The following is a 23,786-nucleotide window of genomic DNA, read 5'->3' as shown; positions in this document are numbered from 1 at the left end:
CCTCCGGAGAGGGGGCGCCGCCCTTCCGTCATGGGCCGGGGGGCGTCAGGCGATCTTGTCGTAGCGCAGGGCGATGTAGGACGAGGCCGCGTGGCTGTCGATGGTGCCGCTGTAGACGTTCGCGGACGAGTAGTTCATGTCCGAGGCGGTGCTGCCCTCGGAGTAGTAGTAGAAGGTGCCCGCGTCCTGGTCCTTCCAGCCCGCGAAGAGGACCGCGTGCCCCTCGCTGCTGGAGTCCAGCGCGTCGCCGGGCCTGAGGTCGGCCTTGGATATCTGCGTGCCCGCGCCGGGCAGGGTCTGCGTCGTCAGGGACGAGGTGAGGTGCCAGGCCATGGAGACGAAGCCGGAGCAGTCGGTGCGGTAGGAGTGGTCGCCGTCGACGTCGGTGGCGTAGGCGGACTGGCTGTACTGGACGTTGCGGGTGTACCAGTCCTTGGCGCGGGCCATGACCTCGCTGCGGTAGATCGTGCCGCCCTGCACGGACTTCGGGGGCGCCGCCGGCACGTAGGCGCAGTTGTTCGCGTAGGCCGACAGCAGGGTCTGCGTCCAGCCGGAGGCGTCGACCGGGTCGTCCGAGTGGTAGGCGATGTCGGAGCCGTCTCCGTCGGTCGGGTCGGCGTCGTGGTACCAGTACATGCCGCCGTTGGTACGGCCGTAATAGAGGCCGCCGCCCGGCGAGGACAGCGAGTCGACCCCCGACCAGCCGCTCGCCTTCAGCACCGCGCGGTCCCAGTCGCCCACGCCATTGATCTTGTAGCTGAGCAGGCGCCCGTCCGAGGTGGAGGCGATGATGCGGTCGTCGCCCGCGGCGGCCAGCGTCTTGAGGACGAAGCCCGTGTCGATCACGACGTGCTGGCCGATGTGGGCCGGTCCGGAGGGCTTGTCCTCCGACACCACGTACTGGTGGAGCTGCCCGTCGACCGTGCCGTAGAGGTGGCCGGCGCCGTCGTAGACCATCTTGTCGAAGGTCCAGCCGCCGTCCCAGATCTTGACGACCCCGGCGAGCCCCAGGGAGCTGTCGTTGGTCTTGACGTCGACGCGGTAGAGGTCGCCCGTGGTCGACGTGACCAGGATGGTGTTGAAGTTGAGCGTGGCCATCGCCTTCGGCGTGAACCCGAGGTTCGGGCCGATGAGCGTCTTCAGGCGGTCGCCGGTGTTCGGCTCGATCTGCGTGTACGTCAGCCGGCCGTCCGCCAGCGTGCCGTAGACCGACACGTCACCGGTGCACGAGGCGACGGCGTGCGCGGACCCGCCGACGACGGTGACCAGTCCCAGGGACATCGCGCCGACGGCGAGCGCGGCGGACGTACGGCGAACGGCGTTTCTCAGCTTCATGGTCTCTCCTGCGGCACGGAAGTCGAAGGGCGAACGCACGTCCCTGGCCCGGACAGCTGCCCTGCAGGTGCAGCTGTGAGGGTTGTTCGCGGGTGTGGCGCCCGGTGGCAGGAACTACTTTCGCCGCAGGTCAGGGGTGCCGGAAGAGAGTTCGGGTGGCCGCAAGGGTCCCTGGCCGGTTGCGTCCTGACGGGGTGTTCGTCCAGGGCAGGGGCGGAGTCGGGCGATGCCTCGTGGCCGTGCTACCGGCCCGCCCGGCCGCGTCGCAGGTCCCGGTGCAGGAACCACGCCGTGACGGTGACGACCGCCGCGCAGACCGTGGGTACGAGCGGCCACGGCAGCCCCGTCCACACCGTGGTCAGGCCCACGACGGCGCAGCCGGCTCCCGTGACGACGAGCAGCCACTTGCCGTACGGGCGCCAGGTGAACAGGCCGGGGTCACGCGGCCGGGCCAGCCGCACCGTGCCGAACACCAGCGCCAGCGCCGCCAGCAGCCCCGCGAACGTGCCGATCGCGGCCGCCATCTGGGGCTCGTCACGAGGCGCGTCGGAGGAACTCTGCCGGGCGTCGCCCGCGGCGACCTCCACGACGATGCCGCGCCACACGGTGCCGGTGACCCGGTCCCCGCGGTGCAGCTCGCCGAGCACCGGACCGGAGTCGCCGAACGGCACGACCGTCCTCGGGAAGGGTTCCGGACCGAGCAGGGTCGCCCGCAGGTTCTTGGGGGTGTTCCGGGTGCTCTCGACGGTGAAGGCGACCTTCCGCAGGCAGTCCTCCGACCTCGGCACCACCGTGCGGGCGGGGCACGCCTCGGCCGCCTCGTACTCCCGGTACCGGGCGCGGTCGCCGGGCAGCCAGGCAGTGAAGACGAGTGAGCAGGCCAGTGCGGCGGCCAGGGACAGGACGATCAGCGCCGCGCCCGCCAGCAGGCCGCGGGCGGCCCTCGGTGGGGGCGGTGCGTCCGCTCCCCGGACGGCACGGCTTCCCGTCGTGGTCATCGCTCGCCTCCCTGCCGTTCCTCGGCCGGGGGCCAGTCTCCGCCCCCCGCGATCAAGCGGATAAGGAGCCCGACCGGCAGTCGGCGGCCACCGGTCCTTGCCGTATCCGGGCAACGTGAACCTCGTTCGACGGGTACCGTCGCCGCGCTCGCACCCCCGAGGGCGCCCTTGGACTCCGGCCCGGTCCCCCTCCCGTCGCCCGCGGTCCATACAACCTTCCGGCGCCGTTGCCGGTCGACCAGCAGCGGTGCGATCCGGCCCACGCGACCGCCTCAAGGACCAGGTATCTGCGCTGGTCAGGGCCCACGGAACCCCTCCAAGCGCCGTCGCTTCCCAAGCTGAGAGCGCGAGTTCGATTCTCGTCACCCGCTCCATGAGAAACCCCCAGGTCGTGGACTCGGGGGTTCTCTGTTGCCCGGACCAGCGGGCGGGTTGCGTACCACGTCCGCACCAGGGTCGCGATGCCGCGCCGCTGCTTCAAGCGGCTGAAGCACCGTTCCACCACGTTGCGCCGTTTACGCCCCCGCCGATGGGGGGCACCCGAAGAGCCGTAGACCTCGTCGAGCTGCCGCTCCCGCCCAGCTCCTCATCGCGTGCGTCATGAGCGCCGTGGCGACGGGCTGTTGCGCCCGAACTTCCCTGCCAGTCCCGCCTGTTCGCTCGGCGCCCGTACAACTTTCCGGCTGCGTTCGGGGTCATGGCGGGTGGCTTCCGGGGGTTCCCGGAAGCCGGACAGTCGGAGGAGTTCGCATGAGATCAATCCCGGTTCGCGCCGGAACCGCAGGCGGGAGGGGAGCGCGACTGGCTCTGGGCGTCCTCGGTGTGGCGATGGCCCTGGCGGCGGCGCCGGCCGGAGCCGCGGTGGCGGCGCCGGTCCCGGCCGGCGTCGATGTCGTACTGGACGGCCCGGCGAGCGCGGAGGCGTATCCGTATCCGCGCGCGCCCCTCGGCGGTCCGCTGTTCGTCTATGTGACCGACAAGGGGACGACCAAGGCCGGCCCCTACACGCTCACCCTCGACAGCACCTCGCTCAAGGGTGTCGCCGATGTGACGCTTGAGGCGGCTTCGTGCCCCGAGAAGTCGGATCATGTCCTGGTCTGCCCGAAGAGCAGCGCGACCCCGCTCAACGGGGGGAAGGACCAGTTCGTGCTCGACGTGCGGCGCGCGAAGGGCGCGTTGGCCGGGGGCTCGGGCGAGATCCGCATGTCCGTGGAGTCGAAAGGTGTCCAGCTCGCGACGCGGGCGATCAAGGTGACCGTCCCCGACGTGGGCCTGGTCGCCGACCGGCTGGTGCGCACTCCCGACAGCAAGGCGGTGAAGCCGGGCACCACCATCAGTGCCAAGGCCGGATTCACGAACTACGGTGCCGCGGCACCGGACAGCACGGTCGTCCTCATGCACTACAACGGCCTGACGCCGACGACGGAGTTCAGCAACTGCGAGTACGGCACCAACGGTGACCCGGCACCGGACAGCAGGATGGCCCGCTGCGTGGTCAAGGGGCCGATCGACGTCAACGGTTCGTACGACCTGGACCTGGGCTCCATGACGGCGGGCACCGCCGTACTCAGCGGTGGCTTCAGCATCTCGTACAACGGCACGCAGTTCCGGTGGGGGGACGGCCAGTCCCACCACCCCGGCAACGGCCCCGAACTGAAGCTGGCCCCGCGCCCGGCCGACGCGCCCCCGGCCACGCCGACCGACGTCGAGATGGGCTTCGGGGTCGCCATCGAGAACACCGTGGACATCCAGGCCGTGGGGGCCACCGTGCGGCAGGAGAAGGCCGGGGACCTGGTGAAGGCCACGGTCGGCGTGCGCAACAAGGGCCCCGCCGGAATAAGGGCCTGGCTCGGCAGTGAACCGGGCGAGGACCCGCCGTTCTCGATCCATGTCCACCTCCCGGCCGGGACGGAGGCGGTCGCCACCCCCGTGAACTGCCGCAAGGAGACCGCCAAGAACGGAGCCGTCTCCTACGCCTGCTTCTACGGCGAGACCGACTACTGGATCGCCCCCGGCCAGTACCGGGCCTGGACCTTCGACCTGCGCGTCGTCGATCCGGCCGCGCTGAAGCCGGGCAGCATCGAGGTGAGCGTGCTGGGCAGCGATCCCGACGCGGGCAACAACACCGCGGCGATCACCGTCCAGGCCCCGGGCACCAGCGGTACCGGTGGCACCGGCACCGGCACCGGCTCGGGCGGTACGGCGGGCTCCGGCGGTTCCACGGGTGACGGCAAGGGCACGGGCGGCGGCGCGCACGGGTCCATGGCCGACACCGGTACGAGCCCCCTGGTGCCGCTGGCGGCCGCGGGCGCGGCCCTGGCCGTCCTCGTCGGCGGCGCGCTGATCTTCGGCCTCCGCAGCCGCAGGCACGGCTGAACGACCCGCCCGCGCCACTGCTCAGGGGTGGGCCGGCAGCCGGCGTTGCTGGACGGCGCGGACGCCGGCCTCGAAGCGGCTGCGGGCGCCGAGGCGGTCCATCGGTTCGGAGGCGCTGCGGCGGGCGGTGCGGTGGGACACGCCGAGGCGCTTGGCGATGGCCTCGCGGTGTGGCCCTCGGAGAGCAGGCGCAGCGCGGTGGCCTGCTGGCCGGTGAGGCCGTGCGCGTCGACCGGGACGACCTGGCCGAGGGGCTGGGCGGACTCCCAGGTGGTCTCGAAGAGCGCGCCCGGGGCGGTGAACGTGCCCTGTCCGGTCAGCAGCACCGCGCCGGCGGCGGAACTCCGCGCTCGCACCCCCGAGCGCGCCTCGGGCTCCGCCCCGGTCCCCTCCCGTTCGCCCGCGGTCCATACAACCTTCCGGCGCCGTTGCCGGTCGACGCGGGTGGCTTCGGGAGGTTTTCCGGGGGCCTGGACCGCAGAGGGAGTGCGCATGAGTTCGATTCCGGTTCGCGCCGGAGCCGCCGGCATGAGGTGGGCGCGCGTGGGGGCGGGCGTGATCGGTGTGGTGACGGCGCTGGCGGGGGCGTCGGCCGGCTCGGCGACGGCGGCGCCGGGCCCGGCCGGCACCAAGGTCGTGCTGGGCAGCGCGACGGCCCTGAGCGCCTATCCGTACCAGTCCAACGGCAGTGACCTGGAGGTCACTGTGCTGAACCAGGGGACGACCGTGGTCGACTCCTACACGCTGACCGTCGACACCACCTCACTCGCGGGCATCGCCGATCTGCGGACATCGGCGGATTGCCGGACGAAGGCGGACCGCGTCCTGGTCTGCCAGCGGGGCCGGATCGCGTCTCTCGGCGACACGTACCAGCTCCCCCTGCGGCGCGCGAAGGGCGCGCTGGTCGGGGCCTCGGGCGAGATCCGCATGACCGTGGAGTCGCACGGGGTCCAGCTCGCGTCCCGGACGGTCAAGGTGACGGTCCCCGACGCGGGCCTGGTCACCGACCGGCTGGAGCGCACTCCCGGCGGCGACACGGTGAAGCCGGGGGCCGCCATGAAGGTGACGAGCGGATTCACGAACTACGGTGCCACTCCGCTGGACGACACGTACGTCGTCATGCGCTACAGCGACCTGGTGCCCGGCCAGGAATTCGGCAACTGCGAGTACGGCCTCAGGGGCGATGCCACGCACGGCGGCGGCCGGGCCGTCTGCGACGTCAAGGGCCGGGTGGACGTCAACGGCTCGTACGACCTGGACCTGGGATCGGTGAAGGCCGACACCGCCGTGCTCAGCGGCAGCCTCAGCGTGTCGTACGGGGCCAAGGACGTCCCCTGGGGAGACGAACCCCATCACCGCGGTACCGGCGGCGAGTTGAAGCTGACGCCGCGCCCGGCCTCCGCGCCCACGACCGAGCCGCGGGGCGGCTCGGCGACCACCACGGTCCGCGTCGACAACACCGCGGACATCCAGGCCGTGGGGACCACCGTGCGGCAGAAGAAGGCCGGGGACCAGGTGCGGGCCACGGTCGGTGTGCGCAACAAGGGTCCCGCCGGCATGGACGCCTGGACGGGCAGCGAGCCGGGCGAGGACCCGCCGTTCGAGACCCGCGTCTACCTCCCGGCCGGCACCGAGGCGGTCAGCACCCCCGAGTCCTGCGTCAAGTTCACGAAGAACGGCGCCCTCGACCACTACCTCTGCTTCCAGGACACCAAGGACCTCTGGATCGACCCCGGCCAGTACACGACCTGGACCTTCGACCTGCGCGTCGTGCGTCCGGCCGAGCTGAAGCCGGGCCGGATCACGGTGTCGTCGCTGCCGACCGACCCCGACAAGGGCGACAACACCGCGGCGATCACCATCCAGGCCCCGGGCACGGGCACGGGCACGGGCGGCACCGGCGGCAAGGGCGACGGCTCGGGCGGTACGGCGACGGGCGGCACGTCCGCGGGTGGCGGCGACGGCAACGGCGCGGGCACCGGCGGCGGCACGGCGACGGGCGGCACCGGGCACGGGTCCATGGCCGACACCGGGACCAGCGGCGTGGTGCCGCTGGCGGCCGGGGCTTCGGTGGTGGCCGTGCTGCTCGGCGGGGCGCTGTTCCTCGGTTTCCGCCGCCGCCGGCAGGGCTGAGCCACCGGGCCGCCGGGCGGCTCCCTCGGCCGGGTCCTCAGCAGGCTCCTCAGTCGACCCCTCAGCCGATGGTGACGACGCGTGCCCAGGACGGCGGGGCGTCCGGGACGTAGTCGGGGTCCTCCTCGTTGACGGGGCGGGCCGGGCGGGGGAAGAGGCCGACGACGGTGCGGCAGGGCGGCTGCGCGGAGGGCCACGGTGTCTGGCCGTCGGTCAGGGCGACGATCACGTCGGGGCGGGGCCGGGAGCGCAGCGCCCGCGCGAAACCGGAGCGCAGATCCGTGCCCCCGCCGCCGACCAGCGGGATGTTCTCGGCACGGCAGAGCGGTACGGCGATCCCGGCCGCCGCGTCACAGGAGATCACCGAGACCAGGTCGCGCCGCCCGCCCACCGCCCGGGAGATCGCGGCCACCTCCAGCAGCGCGCTGCCCAGCTCGGCGTCGCTCACCGAACCGGAGGTGTCGATCACGACGCAGACCCGGGGCGGTGTGCGGCGCAGGCTCGGCAGCAGGACGCCGGGGAGACCGGCCGAGCGGCGGGACGGCCGCCGGTAGCTGTGGTTCTCGCCCGCCCCCGGCGCGCCGGCCGCCGCGCGGACCGCCGCGCCGAGCAACTGCCGCCACGGCTGCGGCGGATGGAACGCCTCGTCCGCCCACCGCCGCCACCCCTCGGGCGCGTCGCCCGGCCGGCCCTTGATCCCCTCAGCGACCCGGAAGCGGACCGCGTCCCGCTGCCGCCTGCTCAGCCCGTACGCCCCGTCGGGCCCCAGCTCCCACGGCCGGGGCCGGCCGTCGGCGCCGCTGCCGCAGTCCAGCCAGGCCAGGTCCCCGGTGAGCCCGGACATCGTCGCCGTCCGCAGGTACTCCTCCATCAGCAGCCCGGCGGGCAGCCGCAGCAGGGACGGCAGGACCGCCCCGGCCGGCCTGGGCAGACCGTCGCCGTAGATGTCGTCGTTGATCTCGAAGTCGGCGGCGATGTTCTGCCGCAGCCTCTCCCGGCCGTCGGCCGCCGCGCCCCGCTCGCCCCCTGCGGGCTCCTCGTGTTCGCGCGCGTACCGCTCGCTCCGCCCGTGGTGGTCCCGGAGCAGGTGGGAGACCTCGTGCACCCAGACGCCCGCCAGTTCCTCCACCGGGGTGCGGGCCACGAAGCCGGGCGAGACGTAGCAGCGCCAGTACGCGTCCACCGCCATCGTCGGCACCGACCGGTCCTCCACCACGTGCAGCGCGAAGAGGGCGGCGGCCAGGTAGGGGCGGACCTTCACCGCATGGAGCCGGGCGGCGAGCAACTTCTCCATGTCCAGCGGGAGTCCGGGCCCCACGGCGGGTTCGCCGCAGGTGGCCGGGGGCCCCGGGACGGTGGCCCGCACCGGGCGCGGCGGCGGGGGCGGGGGCGGGGGCATCGGGCGCGGCAGCGGGCGGCCGGCGGGTTCCCTCCTCATCGGCGGATTCCCGTCGCCCGGCCGAGGGTGGCGCGCTGGGCCGGCCGGGGCGGAGTGTCCAGGGTGGGCGAGGTCTTCGGGGTGGGCGACGTGGCCAGTTCCACCGACCGGTCCGCCCGCCGGGCGAGGCCGACCACCGCGGCCAGCCGTTCCACCGCCGCCGGCACCTCCCAGTCGTCGCGCCGCAGCGCGGCCAGCGCCGTCGCCGGGGCGACCAGCAGGTCCGGGGCGCCGGTCTCCAGCGCGCGGACCAGCACCGCCCAGCCCGCCTCCCACCGCTCCCGCCGCGGCCGGGCGCCGACGGCGGCCACCACCGCCTCCAGCGCCGCCTGGCGCAGATCGCCCCGCTCCGGCAGCTCGGCGGAGGCCGGGTCCGCGAGCAGCGATTCGGGGTCCGGGAGGTCCATCCGGTCCAGGTGGGCGAGGAGTTCGAACCCCGGCCCGTCCCCCACCGCGCCCCGCACCAGCAGCGCCAGCACCTCCGGGGAGACGGCGGCCGCCGTGCCGAAGGCCAGCAGGGTCAGCGCGGCCTCCCAGCTACGGGGCGAGGGCCAGGCGCCGCCGCGCCGCGTCTCGGTGCTCGGCAGCCGGTGGATCAGCGTCGGCCTGGCCTCCAGGAAGCCGCACACCGCGCGCCGGGCGAACGCCACCGCCTCGGCCAGCCGCTCCGGCGCCAGCCGGGGCAGCTCCGCCCGGGGCCAGACCCCGCCGAGGCCGCGCACCACCACGTCCCGGTCGTGCACCCAGTGCAGATGCACGAACCGGTTGGCCAGCGGCGGGCTCAGCTCCCACCCGTCCGCCGCCGACGCGCGCGGATTGGCCGCGGCGACGATCCGTACCCCGGGCGGCAGTTGGAGCGCGCCGACCCTGCGCTCCAGGACGACCCGGAGCAGCGCGGCCTGGACGGCCGGGGTGGCGGTGGAGAGTTCGTCCAGGAAAAGCAGTCCTCGACCGGCCCGTACCAGCTCAACGGCCCACTGCGGCGGCGCCATCGGCACGCCCCGCACCGCGGGGTCGTCGCCCACGATGGGCAGCCCGGAGAAGTCGGACGGCTCGTGGACGCTGGCGATCACGGTGGTCAGCGGCAGGTCGAGGGAGGCGGCGAGCTGTGTCAGGGCCGCGGTCTTGCCGATGCCCGGCTCGCCCCAGAGCAGCACGGGCAGGTCGGCCGCGACGGCCAGGGTGAGGGCTTCGAGCTGTTCATCGGGACGGGGTTCGGTGGTGGTCGTCCGCAGCAGGGTCAAGAGGTCGTCCGCGACGGCCAGTTGGGGATCGGCCGCAGGGGCGCTGGTGGGGATGAGGGTGCTGGAGGTCATGGGCATCACCTGGGTGGGATGGGGGACGGGTACGGCCGTCCGAAGGCGGAGAGGCGCGGGGCGCGGGGCGCGCCGAGTCAGGGCAGGTCAGGGCAGGTCAGGTCAGGTCAGGGCATGCCTGACCTGGGCAGGTCAGATGGGCGCAGGTCAGCTCAGACCGATGCGCGGTCGGGTCCGGCTGCTTCGCTTGCGGCGCAGCACGACGGGCGTGTGACGGTCGAGCCGTGGGCGGTGGTCCGCCGCCGCTGGCCCGGTTCGCGAGGCGCCCCCGGCGGCGGGGTGCACGGCGACCAGCCCCGAGCGGAAGAGCCCGTGGTCGACGCGGCGGGCGGCCGCCGACTCCAGCTCCTCGCGCAGTGGTCCGTCGCGCAGGACCGCGGCGGGACCGAGCAGCCCCTCGACCACGGCCAGCGCTCCGGCGACGTCACCGTGGCGGAGCCGCTCCCGTACCGCGGGCAGCGCCTCCGGTTCGCGGTGCACCGCGTCGATCGCCCGCAGGCACGGCAGCGCCGGACCGCCGAGCGCCACGAGCAGTTCCTCGCGGCGCAGTTCGGCGGGGTCGTGGTCGACCGCCGTGAGCACCCCGTCCCGCAGAGCGATCCGGTGGATCACACCCCGGCACTCCACGCGGTGCGGATCGCGGAGCCCGGGGTCGGGACCGGCCGCCGGTGCCGGGCCCGCGGCCACCAGGTCCGGGTCGGCCGTCGCCAGTGCCGCCGCGACCAGCGGATGCAGCCGCCCGGCCGTGACCAGCCCGGAGCGCAGCAGCTCCAGATCGGGAAGGAGCCGGGCCGCGGCCTCCGGGAGCACCGGGAGCGCGGCGGTCTCCTGCGGCGGCAGGGGGTCCCGCAGCGGCCGGACCGCCGGGACGTGGCTGTCGTCGGGGGCGACGAGTTCGAGTACGGCGCGGTCGCGCGCACCGAGCCGTACGGTGAAGGCGCCGCGCGGCCGGCCCTCGGCCCGCAGGAGCAGCTCCGCCTCGGCGGCCCAACTCGCCACCGCCCAGGTGGAGTCGTGGCCGGTGAGCCGCTGGGGCCCGTCCTCCGTGCCGGACAGGCCGGGCGGCGGCGTGGACCGTGCCCCGGCCGGAGCGCACCGCCGCGCCAGTTCGCCGCTGCGCCCGGCGTCCCAGAGGTGCCGGTGCAGGTCGAGCCGGAAGCGCCGGTCGGGGTGCGGGTGCGGATGGTGTCCGGGGGCGCCGTTCGCTGATCCCTCCCACAGGGCGAGGGACATCCGCTGCCCGGCGTCCGCCTGCGCCGGCGGCGTGCGCACCACCAACCGCACGGGCGGGGCGCCGTGACGTCCGTAATCCGCGAGGGAGAGGGTGAGGCCGGGCCGGAGGCGTCCGTCGGGGGCGATCCGGGGCATGTGCCAGCGCAGCAGATCGGGTGCGAGCCGGCGCAGATCCGCGCGGAGACGGGTGACGAGATCGGTGCCGTGGCGGTCGCGCACGGCGCGCAGATCGAGATCGACGTCGATCCGGGCGGCGGCGCAGGCCCCCGCCCAGTCGCCGGCCACACGGCGTGCGGTCGCGGTCTCGATCATGGACGGTGGCACGGCGTACTCGCGCACGCGCTGCCACATCAGCAGGTGGGGCGGAATGTCGTTCGCGACGTGAGGTGCCATCAGCACTCACCCTGAGCGAACGATTCCCCCAATCCGTACAAGGTGAAGTTCTTCATCGCGAGCATCATAAGCACGCGTTGGCCATCTGTCAGTGCCCGTTGGCCGGAAATACCGTGGCGCCACGCGAGGTTGCACCGCCGTACCCAGCCGCACCGACACGGGAGCTCGCGTGGACCGTTCGTTCCTCTTCCTTCTTGCCAGCGCCCGGCCGGGCGGCAACAGCGAGCGGCTGGCCCGTGCCGCGGCCGAGCAGTTGCCGGAGGAGACCGGGCAGCACTGGCTGGATCTGGCGCGGCTGCGGCTGCCCGACTACGTCGACGCACGGCACGCCGAGGAGCCCTGGCCGGAGCAGGAGCACGAGGAGACGCTGCGGCAGGCGACGCTCGCGGCCACCGACATCGTGATCGTCTCCCCGCTGTACTGGTACTCCCTGTCGTCGTACGCCAAGCGCTACCTCGACTACTGGTCGAAGTGGCTGGCCACCCCGGACCGTGATTTCAAGGCGGAGATGGCGGGGCGCGGCCTGTGGGGCGTGACGGCGATGGCGCACCGCGAAGAGGTCCTGGCCCGGCCGCTGGAGCTCACCCTGCACCACACCGCCGCCTACATGGGGATGAACTTCGGCGGCGTGCTGCTCGGCAACGGCACCCGGCCGGGGCAGGTGCTCGACGACGAGCGGGCACTCGTGCGGGCCAAGACGTTCTTCGCCCGGGAGGCCCGGCCGGTCCGGTTCCCGGACGAGTGATCCCGCCCTCGGGAGCCACCGCCCGCGAGCCGGCGTACGTCGTCCCGGTGTACGTCGTCCCCGCGGCCCGGGGACGCGCGGGAGCGGCTCAGTCCCCGTCCCGCTGACACTCCGGGCACCACACCGTCCCCCGGCCCCCCATCCGGGTCCGGCGCAGGCGCGTCCCGCAGCGCGGGCACACCGGGTCCGGGTCGTCGCGGTGGCCGGTGAGCCAGGAGGCGCGGGGCGGGACGCGGCCGGCGGTGACCGCGGAGCGGAGGGTGCGGCGCATCCGCGTGTACAGGCGGCGGAGTTCCGGCCGGCTCAGCTCGCGGGCCCGGCGGTCGGGGCGCAGCCCGGCGCGCCACAGGATCTCGTCGGCGAGCAGGTTGCCGAGGCCGGCGAGGACGGACTGGTCGGTGAGGGTGGTCTTGAGCCGGCCGCGCCGGGCCGAGAGGGCCGCCTCGAAGTCGTCGCGGGTCACCGTCAGCGCGTCGGGGCCCTGGCGCGCGAGCAGCCGGCCGACGTCGGATTCGTCGTGGGCCAGCCACAGGCCCCGGAGTTTGCGCTGGTCGCGGTAGCGCAGCTGGCGGCCGTCGTCCAGGGTGAACAGGACCCGGTCATGGGCCTGGACCGCGTCGCCGGGTTCGGCGGGCGCCAGGAGGCCGGTCATGCCGAAGTGCAGCAGGACGGTGGGGCCGTCGGTGCGGGCGAGCAGCCACTTGCCGTGCCGCTCCGGCTCGGCGAACCGCCGCCCCTCCAGCGCGTCGCGCAGCCCGCGCGCGCCGACCCCGTGCAGGACGCCCGGGTCACGCACGTCGACCCGGCGTACGACCCGGCCCCGGGCGCAGGACTGGAACACCCGGCGGAATCCCTCGACGTCCGGCAGCTCAGGCACGCCGGACACCCGCACGCCCGGCCGGGACACCGAGGTCCATGGCAGCCTCCTTCGGTCCGGGCCGGTCCGGTGGGCGCGGACCGGCCCCGCTCACCCCCTCGACTATGCCTTCCCCGCCGCCGGGACCACCGCGGTGAGGCATCAGCCTGTCGCCAGTCCGCCGCTCGCCCCGGCGCCCGAGGCGCCGCCCCGACCGCGTCCCACGGTCAGGGTCTCGTCGACGTCACAGAAGACGGTGTAGGGCAGAAGAGCGGATCCGCCGGCCGGGGCTCCCGAGTGAGGCCGCACGTCCCCCCGACACGCGCGCGCGGAAATCTGTCACGGCCGGGACACATGTCCGTCCCCGGCGGCACTAATGTGGTCGTACGAGGCGGACGGCGCCGGATCCGCGGACGCGAGCGCCGGACTCCTCGCCGCAGCCCCCGGAACGAAGGTGACATGCCCGCTGAGAACGCCCCTGGCGCCGGCAATCTCGACGACGACGATTACCCCGCCTACACGATGGGGCGGGCCGCCGCCGCCCTCGGTATCACCCCGGCCTTCCTGCGGGCCGTGGGCGGGACCGGCCTGATCACGCCGCTGCGTTCGGAGGGCGGCCACCGCCGGTACTCCCGCCGCCAGCTCCGCATCGCCGCGCGCGCCCGTGAGCTGGTCGACCAGGGCACTCCGGTCGAGGCCGCGTGCCGCATCGTCTCCCTGGAGGACCAGCTGGAGGACGCCCGCCGGCTGAACCGGGAGATGCACCGGAAGCTGGAGGAGCGCGACCGGGATATCTAGCTCCGCCGGTGCAGAATTCCGTAGCGCGTCGGGGTGAGAATCGGCCGGGCGGCCGGAAAATCGCATGGGCGCCGCCAAGCGACGTGTGTTAGCGTGATAGGCGTTGCAGTTTTGGTTGCCAGAGAATTTTTCTTTGCAGAGCTTTCCGGATCTTTCCGGAGGGGTGATCACAGCGGCGACTCGGCTTCGTAGAGTGCGAAGTCCGGCACTGTCCCCCAAAGGGAGATTCAACATGGCAACTGGCACCGTGAAGTGGTTCAACTCGGAAAAGGGCTTCGGCTTCATCGAGCAGGACGGTGGCGGCGCTGACGTGTTCGCCCACTACTCGAACATCGCCACCTCCGGCTTCCGTGAGCTTCAGGAAGGCCAGAAGGTCAGCTTCGACGTCACGCAGGGCCAGAAGGGCCCGCAGGCCGAGAACATCGTTCCCGCCTGACTCTGACGCGCAGCGTCGCGAGCCCGTCGGCTCGCACATCATGAGGCTGGGGCCCGCGCTCTCGGGGTGCGGGCCCCAGCTCATTGTCTTTTTCCGGACCCTCGCATTTTCCTGGACGTCTCCAGCGCCGAGAGAGGCCCGGCTCTTCACCGTTTCTTCGGCTCATTCTTGCGAATCCTCACGCGGTCGGCACCGCCGGACGGAATTCCTCGATACGCCGCATCGAGGAGGGTTCCCCCCATGAACCGCACCCGTCGTACCGGCGGCACGTCCGCTGACCTACGCTCCGCCCGCAGGACCGCGCGGCCCCGTCCGGGCACCGGGCGCAAGACCGGCCAGAGCGCCCGGCCCGCCGCGCGCCGGCAGGAGTTCGCCCTGCCGGTCACCCTCACCGAGCCGCTGCCCGCGGTCGAGGCGTTCGCCGAACTGGACATGCCCGAGCGCCTGCTGACCGCGCTCGTCAACGAGGGCATGACCGAGCCCTTCCCCATCCAGGCGGCCACCCTGCCGAACGCGCTCGCGGGCCGGGACGTCCTGGGCCGGGGCCGTACCGGCTCGGGCAAGACGCTCGCCTTCGGCCTGCCGGTGCTGGCCCGGCTGGAGGGACAGCGGGCCCAGCCCCGGGAGCCGCTCGCCCTGGTCCTCGTGCCGACCCGGGAGCTGGCCCAGCAGGTCACCGACTCGCTCGCGCCGTACGCCCGCGCCCTGAACATGCGGTTCGCCACCGTGGTGGGCGGCGTGTCGATCGGCCGCCAGACCAGTGCGCTGCGCGGTGGCGTGGAGGTCGTCGTCGCGACGCCCGGCCGCCTCAAGGACCTGATCGATCGGGGCGCCTGCCGCCTCGACCATGTCGCCGTCACCGTCCTGGACGAGGCCGACCAGATGGCCGACATGGGGTTCATGCCCCAGGTGACCGCGCTGCTCGACCAGGTACCGGCCCGTGGGCAGCGGCTGCTGTTCTCGGCCACCCTGGACCGCAACATCGACCTGCTGGTGCGGCGCTACCTGCACGACCCCGTCGTGCACTCGGTCGACCCGTCCGCCGGGGCGGTCACCACGATGGAGCACCACCTGCTGCACGTGCGGGACACCGAGAAGCACACCGCCGCGACCGAGATCGCCGCCCGCGACGGGCGCGTGATCATGTTCCTGGACACCAAGCACGCGGTGGACCGGCTGGCCAAGCACCTGCTGTCCGTCGGCGTGCGCGCCGGGGCCCTGCACGGCGGCAAGACCCAGCCGCAGCGCGACCGGACGCTGGCCCAGTTCAAGAACGGCCAGGTCACGGCCCTGGTGGCGACCAACGTCGCCGCGCGCGGGATCCACGTCGAGGGCCTCGACCTCGTCGTGAACGTCGACCCGCCCGCCGACCACAAGGACTACCTGCACCGCGGCGGCCGTACCGCCCGCGCGGGTGAGTCCGGCACCGTCGTCACCCTCGTGCTGCCGCACCAGCGGCGTTCGATGGAACGGCTGATGGCCGACGCCGCCATCACCCCGCTCAGCGCGCGGGTGAGCCCCGGCGAGACCGAACTCCAGCGCATCACCGGCGCCCGGACGCCCTCCGGCATACCGGTGGTCCTCGCGCCACCGGTCGAGGAGCGACGGGAAGCGGGCGAGGGATCCGGCGGACGTCGACGCAGGGGCCGGGGCCGCGGCGGCCAGGGTGCCGGTCGCGGTGGCGCGGGCGCCCAGGGGGCCGGCCGTGGCGGCGCCAGTGGGCAGAGTGCCGCACGTGGCGGAGCGAACGGGCAGGGCGCGGGCCGGGCCAAGGGCGGCCAGGGGGCTGCCGCCGGTCGTGGCGGCAGCGGTCAGGGTGGCGCCGGTCGTGGTGGCGCCGGACGCGTCGGGGGTCAGGCCCGGCGGACCGCCCAGAGGACCAACCCGTAACCCCGACACACAGATACGTCCCTCGCGGCCGGTACGAGCCTTCGCTCGTACCGGCCGCGTGCGTCCGGGGTGACGAGTCGTTCGTACCCGGCCCGCCGCGCCCCCTGGCAGGGCAGACTTGGGGCATGTCGCAGCGAGATGAGTTGGTACGGGATATTCGTGCGCTCTCCGACGCGGAGGCCGTTCGGGCGCTGACGGTGCTGGTGGAGGACCGGGGGTTGCTGTCCACGGCCCGCGAACTCGGCCCGGCCGAAGGCGAGTTGCCGGACGCCCTGAAGGCCGCGGGGCTCGAACCGGGCGGCGGTGCGGGAGAAGGGGACGTCGCGCGGGCGGCGTTGGAGTACGTCGCCCTCCAGGGGGACGGCGTGGTGAGAGAGGCCGTGGAATACGTGCGCTCGCCGACGGACCGACTCGGCCCCGTGACCGTCGTCGCCGTGGGAGTGCTGGCCCTCACGCTGTTGCAGACCGAGGTGATGGTCAAGCGGGACCCGCGGGGGCAGTGGAGTGTGACCGTGCACAAGCGGGCGTTGAAGGACGCGGCGCTCGTGCGGGTGCTGGCGACGTTGCTGTCCCATCTCACCGACAGCAAGTAAGGCCGACGGTGGCCATCTCCGCGCGGACGCCGTACGCGTGGCGCTGCGAGCGGTGCGAGCGGCCGTGCCAGGAGCCGGTGTGGCGCATCGTGGACAGCCGCGAGCGCGGCGACGTCCTCGAAAGCCCGGACGGGCCGGACGGGTTCGGAAGCGGGCTGTGCTGGGTGGACTGTCCCGGCTGCGGCACCCGGGCGCACATCGAGGCGCCGGTGCTGGTGCTGCGCGCCGGGGCGGTCGTACCGTCGCTGTTCGCCACCTCCGTCGCGGAGCTCCAGCGGGACGCCACGGCGAGCGCCACCGCCCTGGTGGAGGAGGCACGGCTCGCCGGGGCCTTCGCCCAAGGGCGGTTCGGCGGGAACGTGGTCGTGCTGCCGCGTCGGCTGCTGCCGTTCGCGCTGAGCCGTGACGTCGAACGGGACCTGGCCGATCCCGAGGCGGCCTGCCGGGAGTTGACGCCGTACGGGCCGCCCACGGTGGACAACTACCGGATCTTCCTGCGGAACGTGGCCGGCGAGCGGGCGGACACCGGAGTCGGGGAGCTGCTGTACGCCGTCACCGTGACCACGCCGGACCGGCTCGCCGACCTGGTGCGGGCGCACCCCCGGCTCACCGACGGCACCCAGGTGCGCGACGCGGCGGCGGCGGAGCTGCGCGAGGCCGTCGGCACCCCGCTGGAGGCTCCGCTGCGGCTGCGGCAGCGGTTGCTGGAGGATCTGTGCGGCGGCCGTACGCCCCCGGGCACGGCCATCGAGCGGTACGCGGCGTCGCTGGCCGCCTTCGGGCAGGGGCTGCGGACCCGGCTGCACGCGATGTACGACCAGGTCAGGGCCGCGGCGGGCCCCGAGATCATCCCGCTGGCGCGGGAGGCCCTCGAACTCGCCGGACAGACCGGCGAGACGGACCTGGAGACCGAACTCGCCGCGAGGCTCGGCGCGTTGCTCCTCGACACCCTGTACACGGCGCGCCCGGCCGACCCCGCCGAAGCGGAACACGTGCTCCGGCTCGCCCTGCACCGGCTGCCGGAGGGCTCCCTCCAGTGGGCCGAGGTCGCCGCCAACCTCGCCGCCACCCAGGACTTCCGCGACGACGGCGACCGCGTCGAACGCTGGGAGTCCGCCCGCGACCTGCTCGCCCGCGCCGCAGCCACGGTGGACCGGCGCACCCACCGCGAGTTCTGGGCCCGGCTGCAGACCAACTACGGGCTGCTGCTCGGCCGGCGCCCGGGCGGCGGCCCCGACGACCTCACCCTCGGCATCGCGCACATCCGGGCCGGCCTGGCCGAACGCTCCCCCCGGCGCGACCGCGTCGACTGGTCCTTCTCCCTGCTCGACCTCGGAGTCCTCCTCTTCCGACGCGGCGGTCCCGACGACCTGCGGCAGGCCGAGCAGTGCTACCGGGACGCCCTCGGCCGACTGCGCCCGGACGACGATCCGGTCCTGTGGTCACAGCTCCAGTGCAACCTGGCCGACCTGCTGCTCTCCCCCGAGCGCGACCCGGCCGACCCGCGCGGCGCCCGTGCCGCGGCGACCGCCGTCGTCGCCTTCGCCGCCGCGCACCCGGGGCTCCTCGACACCGGCCGCGCCACCTGGCTGCTGGCCCGCACCGTCGATCTGCTCGACGGTCCGGGGAGCGCCGAGGGCGCCCGGCTGCGGCGCGCCGCCCTGACCGCCGTACCGCCGCGCGTCTCTCCCTTCCTGCATCTGTCCATCGCCCGGGAGACGGTCGACGCGCTCACCGGCGCCGGGGACTGGGCGGGCGCGGCCGACGTGGCGGCGGACATGCTGACCGCCGTGCACGCGCTCTACGACGCGCAGGTCACCGCCGCCGCTCGCCGCAGCGTGCTCCTGACGACGCGCGGAACCGTCCGCCAGGCCGCCTTCCTGCTGGCCCGCGCGGGGCGTCCGGAACGCGCGGTCTCGGCGATCGAGCGGGGCCTCGCCCGGGAGTTGTCGGTGGTGACCGGGCGGGACACGGTGGACCTGGAGGCGCTGGAGCGCGTCGATCCGCTGATGGCCCGCCGGTACCGGGAGGCGCGGGAGCGGTATCGGGTGGTGGTCGCGGGGATGGATGCCGACTCCGGTGACGCGGGTGGGGGCGGGGGCTCGGTGGGGGCGCAGGCCGCGGCCGAGCGGGGTATGCGGGCGGTGGTCGAGGAGATCCGGGCGATCCCCGGGTTCGCGGGGTTTCTGCGGACGACCGAGGTGGCGGACGTCGTCCGGTCCGCCGGCGGGACGCCGCTCGCCTATCTGGTGAACTCGCCCTGGGGAAGCTGCGTCCTCGTGATCCCGCGGGATCCGGGGGCCGGCGTGCGCACCGTCCTCGTGCCCGAGGTGACCAGCACCTCGATCGTCCGGCTCCTGGCGCTGGACCTGGAGGCCCGCGAGGCGGGACTGTTCCTCGTCCAGGAGGCCGGTGCGCTCAAGCGGCGTCGTGAACTGCCGCGTGCCGTGGAGCGGTTGCGGGGGCTGGCTCCGCTGCTGCGCCCCCTCGCCGGGCTGCTGGCGGAGGATCCGGAGCACGAGGTGGTCGTCGTACCGACCGGGCTGCTGGGGCACGTGCCGTTGCACGCGGTGCCCGTGGGACCGGGCGATGAACTCCTCGACGACATCGGCAGGTTGACGCTCACCCCGTCGGCCGGTGTGTACGCCGCCTCGCGTGCGGCCGCCGCGCGACCGGCGCCGCCTGTGCCGCGCCTGGTCGCCGTGTCGGATCCCGACGGCTCGCTGCCCGGTGCGCGCGGTGAACTCGCCGAGATCCGAAAGCTGTTCGAGCCGGGTGGCGAGACGGCGGCCGCGGTGGGGTCCGACGCCACGGTCGGGTGGCTGCTGGAGCACCTCGCCGAGGCGTCGTACCTGCACCTGAGCTGCCACGGGAGCGCGGAACTGGTCGGACAGGGCGCCTCGTTGATGCTCGCGGACGCCACCCTGGACCTGGCCACGCTCGTGCGACGCCGGCTCCCGTCCTGCCGGCTGGTGGTGGCCGGCGCCTGCCAGTCCGGGCGGTACGAGATCATCGACGCGCCCGACGAGTTCAGCGGGTTGCCGGGCGGCTTCCTCCAGGCCGGGGCCGCCTGTGTGATCACCAGCTTGTGGCAGGTGAACGACCTGGCGACCGCGCTGCTGATGACCCGCCTGTACGAGCTGCTCGCCCCCGGCACGCCCGGCGAACCGCCCGTGTCCGCGCTGCGCCGGGCGCGGACCTGGCTGCGGCGGCTGACCTGGGACGAGCTCGGCCGTTACACCGAGGCTCATCCGCATCTGGCGGCGCAGGCCGGGCAGTACGGCCGCCCCGAGCAGGACCCGGACGAGCGCCCCTTCGCCTCCCCCGTGCACTGGGCGGCGTTCACGGCGTGGGGGGCGTGAGCGGGTCAGCCCCGGTAGGTCGGGCCGAGCTGGTCGAGGGTGTAGTGGGCGTCGGGGTTGGTGGGCGACCGGGGGGCCCTGACCTCCATGACGGTGTAGCGACCGCCGGCCAGTCCGGAGACGACGACCGTGGCGGCCGACATGACCTCCCGGCCCTCGGCACAGCTTGGCTGGCAGACCACTTCCGAGACGCTGCCCTGCGCGGTGGCCGTGGCGTCGCCCCAGCCGGTCCAGACCAGGTCGTGCAGCATGGCCGTGCCGTCCCCGCAGAGCAGCAGCAGCGAGACGGGCTCGACCAGGGGCTTGCCCTCGCAGTCGTTGATCGCGCCGGTCCGCCTTGTCTGGGTCGGGGTGGGCGGGGGCGGCGCCTGGCTGGTGGGCGTGGCGGGCTCCGGGGAGGGCTCCTCGGTCGGTTCCTGGCTCGGTTCCTGGCTGGGGGTCGGCTGTTGCCGGGGTGTGTCGGTCTCGGTCGGCTGGACCTGGGTCGGCTCGCTGATCGCGGGGGCGTCCGCGGTACGGGTACCGCCGTCGCGGCCCGGCAGGATCAGCAGCGCCGTGACGACCACGCCGACGAGGACGGCGGCGACGACCACGAGCGCGAGCCGGGCCCCGGAGAGGCCGCGCGGCTTGGCGGGCGGGGGCGCTTCGACCGGGACGTCCGAGACAGGGGTGTCCGAGACGCGGGCGTCCGTGACCGGGGCGTCCGAGGACGAGACGTCTTCCTCGGCCCCCTCCCCCGGAATGACCAGCCCGTCCACCTCGACCGTCCAGACGGGCGGCTCCTGCGCCAACGACTGGATGAGCGCGAGGAGTTGGTCGGGCGTCGCCCGCTCCTCCGCGTCCTCGGCCAGGCATACGGCGACGACCTGCCGCAGCCGCACCGGCAGCTTGGCGACATCGGGCCGCGGGCTGCTGACTCCGGTGTACGCCGCGACCAGCAGCATCCCCAGGGCGACCATGTCGGCCGAGGGCGCGTACGACCCCCCGCCGTGCCCCGGCGTGTCCCCGGCCAACCGGGCCCCGCCGCGGGTCAGCAGCACGTTCCCGGCCCGCACGTTCCCATGCGCCCGCCCGGCCCGGTGCAGCACGGACAGCGCCCCGGCCAGCCCGGCCGCGATCCACAGCACCGCGTCCTCCGGCAACCCGCCGGCGGCCCCGACGACCTGCGCCAGCGAGGGCGCGGGCCCGCCACGATCGCCGTCCCTCCGCGCCACCTCCCCACCATCCCGCGGCTCCACCGGATCACTCCCCGCCGCTCGCCTCATCCTGTTCCCCCATGCCCAGAAAGAAGTTTCAGGACGAGTCTGACCAAAACCGGCGTGAGCTACAAGGACTTGGACACCAACGGTGCTCGTAGGCTGCGCGGGTGATTGACACCATCGTGTTTGACGTCGGCGAGACGCTCATCCGTGACGACCGTTACTGGACGGCCTGGGCCGACTGGCTCGGCGTGTCCCGCCATACGGTCTCGGCGCTCGTCGGCGCCGTCGTCGCCCAAGGGCGCGACAACTCCGACGTGTTGAGAATCCTCCGGCCGGGCATCGACATCCCCGCGGAGTACGCGGCACGTGAGGCCGCCGGGCGCGGGGAGCACGTCAAGGAGTCCGACCTGTACGACGACGTACGGCCGGCTCTCACGGCCCTGCGCCGGGCGGGCGTTCGGACGGTCATCGCGGGCAACCAGCCCGCCCGGGTCGGGCAGTTGCTGCGCGAACTCGACCTGCCCGCCGATGTGATCGCCACGTCGGCGGAGTGGGGCGTGGCCAAGCCGCACCCGGACTTCTTCCTGCGCGTCCTGGAGGTGGCCGAGGCCCCGCCGAGCCGCACGGTCTACGTCGGGGACCACCCGGCCAACGACCTCCACCCGGCGAAAACCGCCGGCCTGCGGGCCGCCCATCTGCGACGCGGCCCGTTGGGCCACCTGTGGGCCGACGACCCGGAAACGGTTGCGGCGGCGGACTGGCGCATCGACGGCCTCATGGAACTGGTGGACATCGCCGGATGAGCGCTACCGGTGGGCGCTCGCCGTGTTCCTCGGCGACCCGGCCATGGGTGTGACCGCGTGAGCCGGCAGTGACCGTTCCGTGTGCAGGAGGATCGCGGCGCCGGTCAGCATCAGTGTCGCGAGGACCGTCCACAGGGGCCACTGGCCCGCGTCGAGCAGGAAGCCCAGCAGCAGGGGGGCGAGGGTGCGGCACACCGACCAGGACAGTTGGTAGACGGACAGGTAGCGGCCCCGCAGGTGATCGGGGGCGGCCTGGACGGAGAGGCCCTGGGCGGGGGCGGAGTGGAGGAGTTCCCCGGCGGTGTAGAGCACCGCGACCGCGAGGACGGCGCCGAGGGCGTCCGGGCCGCTGACGAGCCGGGGGAGGACGGCGAAGGCGGCGAAGGAGAGCGCGAAGACGACGGCGCCGAGCGCGGCGGCGCGGGTGCGTCGGCCGCGCAGGGTGAGGCGGGTGGCGGGGACGCCGAGCAGGGCGACCAGCGCGGTGTTGACCGCGAAGACGGCCCCGGCCAGGGCGTCGGGCAGGGCGACCTCGCGGGTGAGGAAGACCGGCAGGGCCATGGCCTGGGTGGTGTAGCCGAAGGCGATGAGGAAATTGGCGCTCGTGAGGAGCAGGTAGGGCCGGTCGGCGAGCACCTGCCGGTAGCCCTCGCGGGTCTGCGGCGGCTCGGCGCGGCCGCGGACGCGCGGGATCCGGACCACCAGGACCGCGGCGGCGGCGAAGACCACCGCCAGGACCTCGGCGGTGGCGAGGAAGCCGGTGGTGCCGTTCACCGCCAGCAGTCCGGCCGCCGCCAGGCTGCCGCCGCCCATCCCGGCGTTGCGCAGGCTGCGGTCCCACGCCAGCAGCCGGTCACGCTCGGCGCCCTGGGCGAGGTCGCCGATGAGCGCCTGCTGGCTGGGCGAGGAGGCCCACATCCCCACCGCGACCACCAGGGCGACCGCCAGGAAGGCGGGGTAGGAGCCGGCGAACGGGTAGGCGGCGAAACCGGTCGCGCGTAACGCGAGCACGCCGATGAGCACCCGCCGGCCGCCGTACCGGTCGATGAGGATGCCGACGGCCGGCATGAACGCCAGCGCGCAGAGCCCGGCGACGGTCAGGCCCGCGCCGACCGAGGTCAGGGACAGGCCGGTGAGCGAGTGGACGAACAGCATCGTCAGCGGCACGTAGATGCCATCGCCGGTCGCGCCGACCAGGCTCGCGGTGATGAGGCGGCGGCGGGTGCGGGCGTCGGCCTCAGCGGAGGTCGAGCGCACCACGGCTCCGCTTCAGCTCGCCGAACGCCGCCGTCCCGGCCAGGGTCCGCACGGCCTGGAACAGCCGCACCGCCTCCTCGCCCCTCGGTATGGAGGTCAGGACGGGACCGAAGAAGCCGGCGCCGTCCACGGTGACGACGGGCGTCCCGGCCTCTTCGCCGACCGCTTCCTGTCCGGCCCGGTGACTGGCGCGCAGGGGCGCGTCGAACTCATCGGTGTGCGCGGCCTCGGCCAGGGAGGCGGGCAGGCCCAGTTCGTCGAGGGACTCGGCGATCACCGCGTCGTAGTCCTTGTCGCCCGCCACGTGGACGCGTTCGCCGAGCGCGGTGTAGAGGTCGCGCAGGACCGCGTTGCCGTGCCGGGCCTCGGCGGCCGCGCACACCCGGGCCGGACCCCAGGCCCGGTCGTTGAACTCGCGGTACCAGGGCTCCAGTTCGCGGTGCTCGTTGAGCACGGACAGGCTCATGATCCGGAAGCTCAGGTCGATCGGCTGGAGCCGTTCGACTTCGAGCAGCCACCGGGAGGTGACCCAGGCGAAGGGGCAGGCGGGGTCGAAGTAGCAGAGGACCGACGGGGTGGTCTGCGGCGCACGCGACAGAATAGCTTCCATGGAAGACATATA

The 23,786-nt window shown here is 74.0% G+C and carries 18 protein-coding genes and 1 pseudogene; 9 read left to right on the top strand and 10 right to left on the bottom strand.

The window, feature by feature from the left end:
- Positions 1 to 45: 45 nt before the first annotated feature.
- Both AB0927_RS27830 and AB0927_RS27825 read right to left on the bottom strand, forming a co-directional pair.
- Positions 46 to 1,335, bottom strand: coding sequence for a hypothetical protein (locus AB0927_RS27830; protein ID WP_366670472.1), 1,290 nt, complete (start codon positions 1,333 to 1,335; stop codon positions 46 to 48).
- Between the two features lie 242 nt (positions 1,336 to 1,577).
- Complete coding sequence (locus tag AB0927_RS27825; RefSeq protein ID WP_366670471.1) at positions 1,578 to 2,333, bottom strand: hypothetical protein; 756 nt, start codon at positions 2,331 to 2,333, stop codon at positions 1,578 to 1,580.
- Between the two features lie 750 nt (positions 2,334 to 3,083).
- Between AB0927_RS27825 and AB0927_RS27820 the strand changes: the two genes are divergently transcribed.
- Positions 3,084 to 4,709 carry a hypothetical protein gene (locus AB0927_RS27820; RefSeq protein WP_366670470.1) on the top strand — a complete coding sequence of 542 codons (1,626 nt, stop codon included), beginning with the start codon at positions 3,084 to 3,086 and terminating at the stop codon, positions 4,707 to 4,709.
- 21 nt (positions 4,710 to 4,730) lie between these two features.
- Here the strand turns inward: AB0927_RS27820 and AB0927_RS27815 are convergent.
- Positions 4,731 to 5,050, bottom strand: a pseudogene (locus AB0927_RS27815) (helix-turn-helix transcriptional regulator); the annotation flags it as partial.
- 151 nt (positions 5,051 to 5,201) lie between these two features.
- On the opposite strand from AB0927_RS27815, the gene AB0927_RS27810 reads away from it, so the two are divergent.
- The gene (locus AB0927_RS27810) at positions 5,202 to 6,842 is read left to right on the top strand and encodes an LPXTG cell wall anchor domain-containing protein (protein WP_366670469.1); all 1,641 of its coding nucleotides are present in this window, start codon (positions 5,202 to 5,204) and stop codon (positions 6,840 to 6,842) included.
- A 61-nt stretch (positions 6,843 to 6,903) separates the two neighbouring features.
- Here the strand turns inward: AB0927_RS27810 and AB0927_RS27805 are convergent, their stop codons facing one another.
- From AB0927_RS27805 to AB0927_RS27795, 3 genes are all read right to left on the bottom strand, one after another.
- Positions 6,904 to 8,280 (bottom strand): VWA-like domain-containing protein, encoded by a 1,377-nt coding sequence (locus AB0927_RS27805; protein WP_366670468.1) that lies wholly within the window; start codon positions 8,278 to 8,280, stop codon positions 6,904 to 6,906.
- Positions 8,277 to 9,596 (bottom strand): AAA family ATPase, encoded by a 1,320-nt coding sequence (locus AB0927_RS27800; protein ID WP_366670467.1) that lies wholly within the window; start codon positions 9,594 to 9,596, stop codon positions 8,277 to 8,279. Before AB0927_RS27800 ends, AB0927_RS27805 begins: the two co-directional genes overlap by 4 nt.
- A gap of 147 nt (positions 9,597 to 9,743) precedes the next feature.
- Complete coding sequence (locus tag AB0927_RS27795) at positions 9,744 to 11,222, bottom strand: hypothetical protein (RefSeq protein WP_366670466.1); 1,479 nt, start codon at positions 11,220 to 11,222, stop codon at positions 9,744 to 9,746.
- Between the two features lie 169 nt (positions 11,223 to 11,391).
- Here AB0927_RS27795 and AB0927_RS27790 point away from each other — a divergent pair, with 169 nt between their 5' ends.
- Positions 11,392 to 11,967: an NAD(P)H-dependent oxidoreductase gene (locus AB0927_RS27790; RefSeq protein WP_366670465.1), complete on the top strand. Its 576-nt coding sequence runs from the start codon at positions 11,392 to 11,394 to the stop codon at positions 11,965 to 11,967.
- 88 nt (positions 11,968 to 12,055) lie between these two features.
- Here the strand turns inward: AB0927_RS27790 and AB0927_RS27785 are convergent, their stop codons facing one another.
- Positions 12,056 to 12,844 (bottom strand): DNA-formamidopyrimidine glycosylase family protein, encoded by a 789-nt coding sequence (locus tag AB0927_RS27785; RefSeq protein ID WP_366670464.1) that lies wholly within the window; start codon positions 12,842 to 12,844, stop codon positions 12,056 to 12,058.
- Between the two features lie 438 nt (positions 12,845 to 13,282).
- Between AB0927_RS27785 and AB0927_RS27780 the strand changes: the two genes are divergently transcribed.
- The 5 genes from AB0927_RS27780 (at position 13,283) to AB0927_RS27760 (ending at position 19,902) form a co-directional block, all read left to right on the top strand.
- Positions 13,283 to 13,621 (top strand): MerR family transcriptional regulator, encoded by a 339-nt coding sequence (locus AB0927_RS27780; protein ID WP_366670463.1) that lies wholly within the window; start codon positions 13,283 to 13,285, stop codon positions 13,619 to 13,621.
- A gap of 232 nt (positions 13,622 to 13,853) precedes the next feature.
- Positions 13,854 to 14,057 (top strand): cold-shock protein, encoded by a 204-nt coding sequence (locus AB0927_RS27775; protein ID WP_003969786.1) that lies wholly within the window; start codon positions 13,854 to 13,856, stop codon positions 14,055 to 14,057.
- 240 nt (positions 14,058 to 14,297) lie between these two features.
- Positions 14,298 to 15,947 (top strand): DEAD/DEAH box helicase, encoded by a 1,650-nt coding sequence (locus AB0927_RS27770; protein ID WP_366670462.1) that lies wholly within the window; start codon positions 14,298 to 14,300, stop codon positions 15,945 to 15,947.
- A gap of 125 nt (positions 15,948 to 16,072) precedes the next feature.
- The gene (locus AB0927_RS27765; RefSeq protein ID WP_366670461.1) at positions 16,073 to 16,540 is read left to right on the top strand and encodes a hypothetical protein; all 468 of its coding nucleotides are present in this window, start codon (positions 16,073 to 16,075) and stop codon (positions 16,538 to 16,540) included.
- Positions 16,541 to 16,548: 8 nt separating this feature from the next.
- Positions 16,549 to 19,902 carry a CHAT domain-containing protein gene (locus AB0927_RS27760; protein ID WP_366670460.1) on the top strand — a complete coding sequence of 1,118 codons (3,354 nt, stop codon included), beginning with the start codon at positions 16,549 to 16,551 and terminating at the stop codon, positions 19,900 to 19,902.
- Between the two features lie 5 nt (positions 19,903 to 19,907).
- Here AB0927_RS27760 and AB0927_RS27755 read toward each other — a convergent pair whose 3' ends face one another.
- A complete protein-coding gene (locus tag AB0927_RS27755) occupies positions 19,908 to 21,116 on the bottom strand; it encodes a hypothetical protein (RefSeq protein ID WP_366670459.1) in 1,209 nt (402 codons plus the stop codon).
- 152 nt (positions 21,117 to 21,268) lie between these two features.
- Between AB0927_RS27755 and AB0927_RS27750 the strand changes: the two genes are divergently transcribed.
- A complete protein-coding gene (locus AB0927_RS27750) occupies positions 21,269 to 21,907 on the top strand; it encodes an HAD family hydrolase (RefSeq protein WP_366670458.1) in 639 nt (212 codons plus the stop codon).
- A 3-nt stretch (positions 21,908 to 21,910) separates the two neighbouring features.
- Here AB0927_RS27750 and AB0927_RS27745 read toward each other — a convergent pair whose 3' ends face one another.
- Entirely contained in the window at positions 21,911 to 23,164 is a 1,254-nt protein-coding gene (locus tag AB0927_RS27745; protein ID WP_366670457.1) for an MFS transporter, read from the bottom strand.
- Entirely contained in the window at positions 23,145 to 23,774 is a 630-nt protein-coding gene (locus AB0927_RS27740) for a disulfide bond formation protein DsbA (RefSeq protein ID WP_366670456.1), read from the bottom strand. The genes AB0927_RS27745 and AB0927_RS27740 overlap by 20 nt, the downstream gene beginning before the upstream one ends.
- Positions 23,775 to 23,786: the final 12 nt, after the last annotated feature.

It is taken from the genome of Streptomyces sp. NPDC048106 (assembly GCF_040706415.1).
Classification (GTDB): Bacteria; Actinomycetota; Actinomycetes; order Streptomycetales; family Streptomycetaceae; genus Streptomyces.
Note: the sequence above shows the minus strand (reverse complement) of the source record. Positions and strands in the feature narration are given on the sequence as shown.